The sequence below is a fragment of the Paenibacillus sp. KS1 genome (genome assembly GCF_001680695.1).
In the GTDB taxonomy this organism is placed as follows: domain Bacteria; phylum Bacillota; class Bacilli; order Paenibacillales; family Paenibacillaceae; genus Paenibacillus_B; species Paenibacillus_B suaedae.
This window is the reverse complement of the sequence record NZ_MAIS01000065.1, coordinates 1-11,853: the sequence shown is the minus strand read 5'-3', so window position 1 is coordinate 11,853 and position 11,853 is coordinate 1. Positions and strand designations below refer to the sequence as shown.

Annotated in this window: 10 protein-coding genes; 5 read left to right on the top strand and 5 right to left on the bottom strand. The window is 46.5% G+C overall.

Annotated elements, in window-relative coordinates:
• The first annotated feature begins 199 nt into the window (after positions 1-199).
• Complete coding sequence (locus tag BBG47_RS19525) at positions 200-919, top strand: YebC/PmpR family DNA-binding transcriptional regulator (RefSeq protein WP_021252781.1); 720 nt, start codon at positions 200-202, stop codon at positions 917-919.
• Between the two features lie 177 nt (positions 920-1,096).
• Here the strand turns inward: BBG47_RS19525 and BBG47_RS19520 are convergent, their stop codons facing one another.
• Positions 1,097-2,146, bottom strand: a complete 1,050-nt coding sequence (locus tag BBG47_RS19520) for a hypothetical protein (protein WP_065293102.1) — start codon at positions 2,144-2,146, stop codon at positions 1,097-1,099.
• Positions 2,147-2,561: 415 nt separating this feature from the next.
• On the opposite strand from BBG47_RS19520, the gene BBG47_RS31230 reads away from it, so the two are divergent.
• The 4 genes from BBG47_RS31230 (at position 2,562) to BBG47_RS19505 (ending at position 8,720) form a co-directional block, all read left to right on the top strand.
• Complete coding sequence (locus BBG47_RS31230) at positions 2,562-2,642, top strand: BBE domain-containing protein (protein WP_083189476.1); 81 nt, start codon at positions 2,562-2,564, stop codon at positions 2,640-2,642.
• A gap of 26 nt (positions 2,643-2,668) precedes the next feature.
• Positions 2,669-3,505 (top strand): protein-glutamine gamma-glutamyltransferase, encoded by an 837-nt coding sequence (locus tag BBG47_RS19515; RefSeq protein ID WP_065293101.1) that lies wholly within the window; start codon positions 2,669-2,671, stop codon positions 3,503-3,505.
• A 200-nt stretch (positions 3,506-3,705) separates the two neighbouring features.
• Positions 3,706-5,421, top strand: coding sequence for a hypothetical protein (locus tag BBG47_RS30025; protein WP_065293100.1), 1,716 nt, complete (start codon positions 3,706-3,708; stop codon positions 5,419-5,421).
• 188 nt (positions 5,422-5,609) lie between these two features.
• Positions 5,610-8,720, top strand: a complete 3,111-nt coding sequence (locus BBG47_RS19505; protein WP_254659875.1) for a hybrid sensor histidine kinase/response regulator — start codon at positions 5,610-5,612, stop codon at positions 8,718-8,720.
• Between the two features lie 287 nt (positions 8,721-9,007).
• Here the strand turns inward: BBG47_RS19505 and BBG47_RS19500 are convergent, their stop codons facing one another.
• The 4 genes from BBG47_RS19500 to BBG47_RS19485 all read right to left on the bottom strand — a co-directional run.
• A complete protein-coding gene (locus BBG47_RS19500) occupies positions 9,008-9,655 on the bottom strand; it encodes an ABC-2 transporter permease (RefSeq protein WP_065293098.1) in 648 nt (215 codons plus the stop codon).
• Positions 9,645-10,511 carry an ABC transporter ATP-binding protein gene (locus BBG47_RS19495; protein WP_065293097.1) on the bottom strand — a complete coding sequence of 289 codons (867 nt, stop codon included), beginning with the start codon at positions 10,509-10,511 and terminating at the stop codon, positions 9,645-9,647. The genes BBG47_RS19500 and BBG47_RS19495 overlap by 11 nt, the downstream gene beginning before the upstream one ends.
• Positions 10,508-10,891: a GntR family transcriptional regulator gene (locus BBG47_RS19490; protein ID WP_065293096.1), complete on the bottom strand. Its 384-nt coding sequence runs from the start codon at positions 10,889-10,891 to the stop codon at positions 10,508-10,510. The genes BBG47_RS19495 and BBG47_RS19490 overlap by 4 nt, the downstream gene beginning before the upstream one ends.
• Before the next feature lie 166 nt (positions 10,892-11,057).
• A partial coding sequence (locus tag BBG47_RS19485) for a SpaA isopeptide-forming pilin-related protein (RefSeq protein WP_139070726.1) occupies positions 11,058-11,853 on the bottom strand: 796 nt, incomplete at its 5' end.

Genomic DNA, 11,853 nt, shown 5'->3' with positions numbered 1-11,853 from the left:
TTTTTTACACCTTTGTACGAATTAACAGTGTGAACGGATATCTTGTTTGCTAGAAATGTCTGAATTTTACCGGAAAAATCGCCAATATAACTAGCTAAGAATTGAAATTCAAAAGTTTTCATATTTGCCCAAGCTCTCTCGAAAAGATATAATTATATGGAGTATGCATACTTTATGCGGAAAGAGAGCGAGATACAGTATGGGGCGTAAATGGAATAATATTAAGGAAAAAAAAGCATCTAAGGACACGAATACGAGTCGTATATATGCGCGTTTCGGCAGAGAGATCTACGTTGCAGCGAAGCAAGGCGAGCCTGATCCCGAGCTGAACCAATCATTGCGATTCGTGGTTGAACGTGCCAAAACATACAATGTACCAAAGGCGATCATTGATCGCGCGATCGAGAAAGCAAAGGGCGGCTCCGATGAGAACTATGATGAGCTTCGCTATGAGGGCTTTGGTCCAAGCGGTTCCATGGTGATCGTAGACGCTTTGACCAATAACGTGAATCGCACTGCTTCGGAGGTTCGTTCCACATTTAACAAAAATGGCGGAAGTCTCGGCGTAAGCGGCTCTGTAACGTATATGTTCAGTCCGACGGCCGTTATCGGTCTGGAAGGTAAGAGTGCAGACGATGTTCTGGAAATCTTGATGAACGCCGATGTAGACGCACGCGACATCTTGGAAGAGGATGAAGCGGTAATCATCTACGCGGAGCCTGATCAATTCCATGTTGTTCAGCAAGCGCTGAAGAATGAGGGCATTACGGAATTCAGCGTAGCTGAAATTACGATGCTGCCCCAGACCGAAGTAGTCTTGGACGACGATCAGAAGGCACAGTTCGAGAAGCTGATTGATGCGCTCGAAGACCTTGATGATGTGCAGCAAGTCTACCACAACGTGGATCTGGAAGGATAGTCGAGCCGCAATACGATATGCATCATGAAAAAAGACACCCGAACGGTGTCTTTTTTCATTTCTGTTGAGAGAAAAACAGCCACCTACGTCGAGGTACCAATGGTCAATAAGTTATAACGCTTAAATTTTCGGCCGACACGAAATACGAGGTTACTGGTAAAAATGCTACTAGCTGCGTCACTTGATTGGGCAAAATGCCGGTATTTTACTCGCTTGTGCTGCTTGCGTCGCAGGATCAGGTACAGTAAATCCGCTGCTAGGCTGCCCCATCCATATGTACACGGTCATCATACTGAAGATCATAATGGTGAAGTGCAGCACCACGAAGAAGCTGCGTAGTTTGGGAGCGCGTCTGGAGAGCAGAAATGTCGTATAGCCGTCCCTGCCAACAATAAGGAAGATGAGCAGTATCGTATGCATAATCATATGGCCGATGATTTCGGTAAATCCGAATACAGTGGTTGTGACGAGGAATAATCCGGTTAATAGCAGAGCTGTGAATCGATTCATAATACCGACGATAAATGCCCACGCAAGGCCAAGCTCAATAAAGGCGCTAATCAGTACGAAGTCTTCAACGGTAAAGCCTAGTGACGGAATTCCGTATTCGTGCATCAGGGAGCACGCCAGCTTGGCGAGGGTCAGCTTCTCCATCGCAAGCCAAGCAAGAGACAAGCCGGTCCATATATAGAGGACAGGGATGCCAGAACGGCTCCATCTCGTGTTCGAGACAAGCAAATAATAAATGATGCCGAGGTAGAACATATAGTCGAGCATGTGGAACATTCCATAATTAGCGAGTGCCTTCACATATAAGACGCCTAACGCTATACCGCTTATAAACAAGGTCTTGCGATGAAGCAGACCAAGCAAGCTAATAATAAGAAGTGCATAGACCCACCATGTCTCGATTCGCAATGTGGGGGCTAGGTAGGAGCCTGTGCTTATCTGCATCAACAGTGCAATGCCAACACCTACTCGCATAATCAATAGGTGAAAGCGTTTTAACTTATTGAGAAATGAATGTACCTTCACAACGATAGGGATGCTCTCCAAAGCTGCGTTATACCTCGAAACAAGCAACAATACAACAATCGTGAAGCTAAACCAGAACAGAAAGGTAGGGGTGAGCACCTTGCTCATTGCTTGAGGTGTCCACTCGTGATCGGCTGCGAACCATTTAACATGCAAATATAGCCCACTCCCAGGCTGTATTCCAACATTCATCAATACTCCTCCTTCATTATCAGAACATTCCGTCTTCTAATCATGCGTAGAGCCAAGCTGGTTAGCTAAGATCCCTCCTTTTAGACACAGGTTGTAAGCCATCTATGTATTAACGGCGGTATCTCATACGTCCATATTCCGTGCATCAGGCAGTCGAGAGCACCTATCCGATTCTTTTATCCGATCTTCACAATAAGGAATTTGAATGTCGTGTGGATGAAACAAACAAGGGAAGAAGAAAGACTGAAGGTAGAGGTTAACTTGCAGGTACTGATGATAACCACTATTGTAGCGGATTTCTGCACTGATTTCCATATTGCAGTATAAGTCTTAAGCCCTGTAATTTTATGAAGATTTCACGCATATCCGATGCAGACCCCTTCTTCTTGACATGAACCTGAGTAGATGAGGGCGCATAGAGTACTGTAGGTTACACCTAATTAATCAGGAGTACGATCCGCTTCATGTGTTCCGATTCCCACAAAGCGTTCGGTAATCAGAGGATTTAGGAGGAGAGTAAGGATGATCGAGATTGCAGGTGTTAACACAGGGCAGCTCAATACATTGGGATTATCGGAGCTGGAGAGGAATGTAATTGCGGCTAAGCAGAAGAGTCCTGTCGTTTATCGATATAACTCCCTTGATGACTTGAAGTTCGAAATGAGAATGCGCTCTAATATGGTTAATGCGGCGAAGGCGCTGCACGATAGTGGGGTGGACTTTGCTGGATTCGACGATTCCAGATGCAACGAGAGGTATTGGATACGCACGGACAGAGGGGGATTTCAATTAAGAAGAGGTGTCTCGCCTTCTGCTGCCATCAACGATATTTTCCATAATGGTGGACAGTATGCATTTGAATGTGCGACAGCTATTATTATTGTTCTGTATAAGGCAATCATAGATACGCTGGGTGAAGCTGTTTTTGACCGTTACTTTCAGGATTTGCTTCTATGGGATTGGAATTATGACCGCAATCTTCGATTGGTGTCGAACTCGAACCTCGCTGAGGCATTTTTAGGGGATATTCTTTATTTTAGAAATCCAGACTTCAATCCACGCACGCCGGAATGGCAGGGAGAAAATGTTGTGAAGCTGGGCAACGATCTCTATTACGGGCATGGAATTGGCATTACCTCTTCACAGGGTATGATCACAGCCTTGAATGGAGCGAGGAAGCCTGGAAGCAAGACCTCGGCTTATTTATCCAATGAGGTCATTCATCCGGATTTCGATGCCCTACAGCAACTTCAATATGGTCACGATAATCGGATCGTGGCCGTTCCCGAGCATCGTGGATGTGGTGTTGCTGCTAGAATTGGTACGAAGACATACAGGGATCCTGGCAGGGAGGCGTAGTTTCGATGGAAGGCGGCGGTATTGAAGCCCCATTAGAATGAAGTGCTCTACTGCCGTCAATCGCCGCTAGGTTCGTTGTGCAATTTAGATTGTTGCTATAGAATGGTAGAGATTATGGACGAATATGGATGGCCATGGTGTGCGATGAATGATGCAAGACAAGAGCGAAGCTAGATAGAAAAATGGGGGACATCAATTTCATGAAAACAAAAGTATGTATTCTCCTCAGCATTGTGATGATGCTAGGAATGGCTGCTTCCGTTCAGGCTGAAGACAAATCCGTAATGGCACGGCCGACTCAGGCCAATGTGAGCATTAATGGACAACCGATGAATCAGATGGATGCCTACAATATTGGGGGCAGCAACTACTTCAAGCTGAGAGATGTTGCAATGGCATTGAAGGGGACGAAAAGCAGCTTTGATGTAATCGTTGATACCGCGAGTAATGCGATTCGTGTGCATACAGGACAAGCCTATACCCCAATCGGAGGGGAGCTAGAGCCTGCCAAGAAGTCTGCACAGTCAGGCAAGGCAGCTGAACGACAGGCGATACCGACTTCCTCCAAAGTATATGTAGATGGCAAAGAAATTCAATTGACGTCTTATAATATCGGGGGCAGCAATTATTTTCAACTGCGGGAATTAGGGGAGCAGCTGCATGTTCCCGTTCTGTGGCGGGCGTTAAGCAGTTCAATTCATATCATTGCCCAACCTGAGATGGCGATCCGCTCTATTGAAGGGGTTACCCAGGTGCGTACAACCAATGATTATCATTATGGAAATTGGTTCGAGCCAGCTGCCCGCTATTTGTTCCTGAAGGATGGACAGCTGAATCTGCTGCAATGGGACTCGGACAAGCAGAAGATACATATTCAGCAATTCTATAAGGACTATACCGCAGCGGGAAGTAAGACGCTGAACATAGAGTTGCCCAAATTCGGAGGCTTCCATCAAGGTGAGGACGGCAATTATTATCTCGTATTCGGACAAGACAACATGGAGGAATCCAGCACAAAGGCAGTATATCGCGTAGTGAAATATAATGCTTCGTGGGACAAGCTTGGTCAGGTAGATGTATCAGATGTGTACGTATCAGAACCGTTCAGATCTGGGAATGTTACGATGGACAGTGCCAATGGCAAACTCGTAGTTCAATCGACTCGTCTTCGCTATAAGACCGCTAAGGATGGTTTGCGGCATCAGTCGAATATGACCTTTGCCATTGATATGGCTGCGATGAAGGTGCTTAGTAAGAGTGGTCAGTTCCCGTCTAACCACGTGAGCCATTCCTTTGCCACATATGCTCGCATGGATGGAGATAGAATCGTATACGCTGACCATGGCGATGCGTATCCGCGCTCTATTGTACTGCAGGTGGAGCAGGGTGGTAAGATTACGAAAAAAATTGACCTCATTAATATACCGGGCAAGATCGGTGATAATTACACAGGCGCCAACTTGGGCGGACTAGAAGTATCTGCATCCAGCTATCTTGCCATTGGCGCCAATAGTGCCACCGGTTCACAAGATGGGAAAGGCAAAAATGTATTCCTTAGTGTCGTGCCGAAGAATGCGCAAGATCAATCAAGCATCAAGCCGATATGGCTGACACAGCATACGTCTGAGGACGGCGTGTTCATCAGGGATACATATATTAGCAAGATCAATGATAATAAGTTTGTCTTGTTATGGACGGAGTCGAGCCGACTCGGAGAAGGAATGAAGTATGCGGTCGTGGATGGCCAAGGAACGATGCTTAAGCAGCCGACCTATCTCGGAGGCGTTCCATCCCCTGGGAACATGATGCCGCTTGTACAGGATCAGTCGATTACGTGGTACTATGCCAACCCGATGGCGGGTCAGATCACGAGCAAGCCTTCGGCAATCGAATGGTATACGCTGCGTGTCGAATAGCAGATGAGTGATAGGCGATCGTGTATAGATAGAGAATGAATAGATAGAGTAACATTAGGTAGAAGAATAATAGATACTGGCAGAACGATGACAGGTAGGTTAACTTGTATGAGGCGAGGAGCTCCTCGCCTTTTTTTAGTGAATATAAAAGTGGGTAAAGATGCCAAAATGAAGGAAAAAGAAGATTGTTGTCGAAACCCCATAGTATGATGAACAAGAAAAAAATCATTGTAAGCACATTACTGTTTGTGCTTCTGCTTGCCGGTATCCACGTGACTTGGCTTATGACTCTGGAAGCATCTCAGCATGTCAAGGTGGCTAATGGGGTTGCTGATCTGCGCGGAATGGAGCTGGACAACAAGCATACCGTATATTTGGATGGTCAGTGGGAGTTCTATCCAGATGCATTCATATCTAATGAAAATGAGCTGCGTCAGTTCCGAGGCCAATCCAGCTATGTTCAGGTTCCCGGAGATTGGAGGGAGGGCTGGCGGCAGCATAAAAGCAATTCATATGGCTATGGGACGTACCGGCTTCGCGTATTGGTCGATCAGCCGATAAATCAGCCCTATCATTTTTGGATAAGAGAAATTCAAGCGGCCAACGTCTTTCTAATCAATGGACAAATCGATGCGAAATCGGGGGTAGTGTCCACCGATGCCGAGTCATATCGACCCGTTCAGGCATCCTTTACCACTTCCTATGAGGTCGAGGCAGAGGATCAAGGCGTTATTGAGGTTTTGCTTCAGGTCTCCAACTTCGACAATCCCTATAAAGGAGGCATCGCTCGCTCTGTAAGATTCGGAACGCAGGCGGCGGTGGAATTTCAACGCTGGTATTCCATCGGTTTTCAATTAGTTACTTTCATCATTTTGATGCTGCACGGCCTATATGCCGTCATTTTGTATTGCTTTAATCCGAGAGAGAAGACGTTTATTATTTTCGGGTTATTAATGACAATGACAGGCACATTAGTCATAGCTGACAATGATTCGATCCTGCTATTATGGCTTCCAATCAATTATACCTGGGCGCTTCGAATCAAGATTCTTGCTTATTTGTGGCATGCCTGCTTCATGATGATTATGGGAAGGAACTTTTCTGGATTTACACGGCGCGGTAAGCTATTCCACGGATATACAGGCTTCTTAGTCATGTTTACGGCATTTATACTTGTTGCCCCTGCGCCGTATATTTCCTTCACGACGGCCTATAAGATTTTCAGCGTGCTTTATCTCTTCCCGATTGTTTGGTTATCATACCTGATTATCCAGATGGTCTATCAAAACCGTAGGGAAGCCTATATTTTGCTGCTTGCGGCTGTCAGTGTTATGTCAGGGATTACCTGGAGCGTTTTTATTTATAACGGAACGAAAAATATGATTTACTATCCGATCAACATCATCGCTTCGATCGTTGGATTTTCGGCGTATTGGTTCAAGAGGTATTTCCGCAATGCTGAAGAGAATGCAAAATTGAACGAGCAGTTGCGGGAGGCTGACGAGAAGAAGGATCTATTCTTGGCAAACACGTCTCATGAATTGCGTACACCGCTGCATGGTGTCATCAATATTGCACAGTCCGTTGTCACACGCGAGAAGGAACTGATGGATGATAAGAGCAGGGCAGATATGGAACTGCTTATTACGATCAGTCGCCGCATGTCGCATACAATTAATGATTTACTTGACTTGGCGCAGCTCCGGGAAGGCAAAGTCATTTTACAATGCGCTCCGCTTCGTGTGCAATCAGTGGCGTCTGGCGTGCTGGACATGCTGCGCTTCATGATGGAGGGCAAGCCAATCAAGCTGGTTATGGCGATTCCAGAGACATTTCCGCCTGTTATAGCGGACGAGAAGCGATTAGTACAAGTTTTGTCCAATCTTGTGCATAATGCAATCAAGTTCACGGACGAGGGCTCAATAACGATTTCCGCAGAGGTTCGAGAAGGACTGGCCTGTATCTCTGTTGCTGACACAGGCATTGGCTTGAATAAGGAACTGCAGGAGCGGGCATTCCATGCTTATGAACAAGGAACTGCGGATACGAATACAAGTGCTGGGGGAATCGGACTTGGACTTCGCATTTGTGAGCAAATGGTGCAGCTGCATGGCGGAAGATTGGAAGTGGAATCGGAACTTGGAAAGGGATCTGTATTTTCTTTCACCCTGCCATTAGCTGAACCGGACACAAGTCCGCTTGTGCAGGAGGAGAACCCCATAGAGACGCTTGTGTCTGTCCAGGCTGCAAGCGAGGTGAGCATGATCTCTGACGAGCTTCATGTGGTACAGAAGCAGGCAGCCTCCGCCCTGTATAAGCCAATGATATTGATTGTCGATGATGATCGCGTCAATTTAAAAATACTTGGAGACATCTTGTCCACCGATCAATATGAGGTTGTGAGAGCAACGAGCGGCAAAGAGGCCTTAAGCAAACTGGATGCAGCCAAGTGGGACTTGATCATTACGGATGTCATGATGCCACATATGTCCGGTTACGAGTTAACTCGCCTCATTCGTGAACGCTTTACGATTCTGGAATTGCCTATTCTGCTCCTAACTGCGCGAAGCAACGCGGAGGATGTGCACTCGGGATTTTTGGCGGGTGCAAATGATTATGTAACGAAGCCTGTTGATGCTATGGAACTGCGCTCCCGCGTACAGGCGCTGACGGAGCTGAAGCAGGCAGTGAACGATCGCTTGCGCATGGAGGCTGCCTACTTGCAGGCGCAGATTCAGCCTCACTTCTTATTCAATACATTGAACACGATTACGGCGCTCAGTGATTTCGACACGAACAAGATGAATGACCTTATTGAGGCATTCAGCTCTTACTTGAGAATCAGCTTCGACTTCTTGAACTCGTCGAAGCTGGTACCGATTGAACATGAGCTTGATCTCGTTCGTTCCTACTTATTTATCGAGCATGCTCGCTTCGAGGACAGACTGAATGTCATTTGGGAGCTGGATCAGCACATTCGAGTGATGATTCCGCCACTGACAATCCAGCCGCTTGTGGAGAATGCCATTCGACATGGGGTGCTAAGCCGTGCTCGCGGGGGGACAGTGTGTATCAGGATTACGCAGGATGATCGGTATGTTCATGTGGAGATTCGCGACGACGGTGTAGGTATGGATGCTCATCGAGTTGATACCCTGCTTGAATTCCATGGGATTGAGAAGCGGGGAATTGGGCTGCTGAATACAGACCGACGATTGAAGCAATTGTATGGAGAGGGTCTCATTATTCGCAGTAAGGTGAATGAGGGGACGAGTGTTTCTTTTGCTGTGACGAAATAACGATATTGATAGATGCTTCTAAAATGAGTTCTAGGGCTGCCCTAGGTCAACTTACCCGACCTTTAGGCAGCCCTCCTTTATGAATATACAGGTGATTGCTGCAAAAATTGAAGAACAAGGAAATTAAATTGTTGTGGCTTCTCGATGAAGGGAAGATGGCCGTAGATTACTATTTTTCCATAAAAGGCGGTAGACGTTCACATGCTTATGAACGACAAAAGGCGGGGGATTGTCCCTCGCCTTAAGGTGTATTGTTTACTATCTTAGCTTGCGACTTGTACAGACAATTACAAGTTCTTGCTTGCATAAATACGTATCGATATCATCATAGACACGATGCCAATGGCAAGCGCAATGATACATGGAATCCACTGCTGAATCTCGTGTGGAAGTGGAAGCGAGATCGAAATGGAAACAGGCCGAGACTGGTACCACTTCATGATCACTGGAGTGATGAAGGGGGTCACGAATATGATCATCATAGATATGAACTTCGTTTTTTCATAACCATATTTGTACTGCAACGGAATCAACACGCCGAAGTATAGGCTGACGAGCAGCAAGGCCGTCCCTACGCCCAAGATACTCAAGCGGCTCAATAGTTGTGGAACGACAAGGGATGTGATTGTATAAAGGCCGAGACTCACAATAAAAATGGTGAGAACGAGCAGATACTTAGCCTTGACTAGCGCATTGCGTGTATAGGGAGTGGCACACAGCAGCGAGGACCCCTTATACTTTTCCTCCGATACAGACACGGTATTGAATAAAATAAACTCCATAAAGAGTACGGTAATAAGAAAGCTGATGTTTCCATTTCCGCTTAGCGGCATCCGATAAGATATAAAGAGTGGTCCGCCGATGGCGAATAGCAGCATGACCAGCAAATACTTTTTCGTAAGGATGAGATCTTTTTTGACCAGATTAATGAGCATGTCGATGACCTCCTATGTAAGCCAGCATAATGGCCTCGATGGTCGGCTTCTCCATATGCACGTTGCCCATTAGCTGCCGCACTTCGGGAATGCTGCGCGTAATGCCTTCGAATCCGTATGCGGTAACCTGTAGAGATAAGAAGAGCGATTCTGTGCGCTCATTAAGCAGCTTCTTGTCTCCCTTCACGAGGGCATGGGAATCCAGCAATGCATCCTTGTCTTCGTGAAATAAGATGTCCCCATGATCGATCATCAACAGGGTATCAGCGATCTTCTCTAAATCAGACGTAATATGTGTGGAGAAAAAGACACTCTTTCCTTCCTCGTTCATGAACTCCAATAGAAGCTCCATCAGTTCACTCCGGATGAGGGGATCAAGACCGCTCGTGGGCTCATCCATAATGAGTAGATCGGCATGATGGGACATGGCGAGAGCAATGGCATATTTCATGCGCATGCCCTTGGATAAGGTCGATATCTTCTGATTCAGCTGCAGATTGAAGCGCTGGATATAGCGTTGGAAGATGGCTCCATCCCAGTTCGTATAGGCAGGAGCGATGATGCTCTTCATTTCCGACAGCGTCATATCATCATAGAAATAGCCTTCATCAAATACGATGCCGATGCGGTTTTTCAACTCGCGCTCATGCTTGTCCATTTCCTTCCCCAGAAACGAAACGCTGCCCGCGTTTTTCTGAATGAGTCCTAGAATGGCTTTAATGGTCGTCGTCTTCCCAGAACCGTTCGTTCCAATAAAGCCAGTAATACAGCCTTCTTGTAGGGCGAAGCTAATATTGTTCAGACGAAAGTGTTCAAATTGAACGTTAACATTCGTTACTTCCAATAGATTGCTCATTGCTCATCCTCCTCTACAAATAGCAGTTCCATCATTTCACGTAGTTCTTCCTTCGGAATATCTAGTGTCCGGGCTAGCTGCCATGCCTCCGCGAGCTTCGATTCCACGAGATGACGCTTGGACTCTGCCAGCAGCTCTTGGCTCTCTGGCGTCACATACGAGCCCTTCCCAGCCCTCGTCATGATAAATCCTTCTTCCTCCAACTCAGCGTATACGCGCTTGGTCGTTAGTACGCTGACATGCAGATCGTTCGCAAGTGAGCGAATGGAGGGGAGAAGTTCGCCTTCCTTCAGATCGCCGCGCAGAATCGCGTCCTTGATCTGATCCTTGATCTGTTGATATAAGGGAACGTCGGACACGTTCTTAATAATAATGTTCATGAAATACCCTCTTTGCTCGAAACTGTGCATACTGTGTATTAGATAGATATACAGTATGCACAGTTATTACTTTACTCGATCATGCCCGAAATATCAATCCTCTTTTGGGTGGAAGGGGATAGAAAAACCGACCCCATAAGTTGGGGTCGGTCTGGAATAGCTGCTATTAAGATTTCATCCATCTCTTGCGAATGGCGAACAATACGGATCCGAGCATGACAAGTGCCAGTCCAGCAAGCTGCATAGGCAGCGGGCTGTCTTCGCCTGTTTTCGGCAGCACTTTGTCGGATTTATCTTGCTTCCGGTTTTGTTCACGGTTGGTGATGTTATCGCTTGTGCTCTTATCTTTTACTTTATCCGATGTTCCGTTATTTTCGGACTTCTCGTTCGACCCATTGTCAGTGGCGGTGTCATCCTTGCTATCGCCGGAGTCTTTGCCATCCGTTTTATCGGACTCTTTACCAGAGTCACCAGTCTCGTTGCCTGAATCCGTTTCTTTATTTGGCTTGTCGCCTGTTTCATTGCCCGTTTCTTTCTCAGGCTCTTTATTAGATCCTTCTTCTGTGATGTGGCCAGGAATGCTGCCATCATCTTCAGGTTTTTCTGGCTTGTTTGGTTCTTCCGGATTGATAGGTTTGCTCGGTTCCTTATTGCCGTTTTCGGTCGGTTCCTTCGAATTGTCACCAGGATGTGATGGATCGATTGGTGGAACCGGATCGACTGGGTTGATTGGATCAACTGGATCAACTGGATCAACCGGGGCAATTGGCTCGATTGGTTTCAGCGTATTCTCGACAGTAACAAGTGTTTCTTGCTCGCTCGTAATCGTGAACATCCTCAGCTTTTTATCAATGAGATAGCCAACCGGAGCCTTGATCTCTTCGACAAAGTAAGTGCCTGCCTTCAGATCAGGAATGATAATGAGACCATCCTTATCCGTAGTCTGAATTGGATACGGCTTG

What these genes read in the sequence shown, in the direction of transcription:
- BBG47_RS19500 (WP_065293098.1), bottom strand. Translation starts at nt 9,655, where the DNA reads ATGCTCATTAATCTGGTCAAAAAAGATCTCATCCTTACGAAAAAGTAT.
- BBG47_RS19490 (WP_065293096.1), bottom strand. Translation starts at nt 10,891, where the DNA reads ATGAACATTATTATTAAGAACGTGTCCGACGTTCCCTTATATCAACAG.
- BBG47_RS30025 (WP_065293100.1), top strand. Translation starts at nt 3,706, where the DNA reads ATGAAAACAAAAGTATGTATTCTCCTCAGCATTGTGATGATGCTAGGA.
- BBG47_RS19515 (WP_065293101.1), top strand. Translation starts at nt 2,669, where the DNA reads ATGATCGAGATTGCAGGTGTTAACACAGGGCAGCTCAATACATTGGGA.
- BBG47_RS19525 (WP_021252781.1), top strand. Translation starts at nt 200, where the DNA reads ATGGGGCGTAAATGGAATAATATTAAGGAAAAAAAAGCATCTAAGGAC.
- BBG47_RS19520 (WP_065293102.1), bottom strand. Translation starts at nt 2,146, where the DNA reads ATGAATGTTGGAATACAGCCTGGGAGTGGGCTATATTTGCATGTTAAA.
- BBG47_RS19495 (WP_065293097.1), bottom strand. Translation starts at nt 10,511, where the DNA reads ATGAGCAATCTATTGGAAGTAACGAATGTTAACGTTCAATTTGAACAC.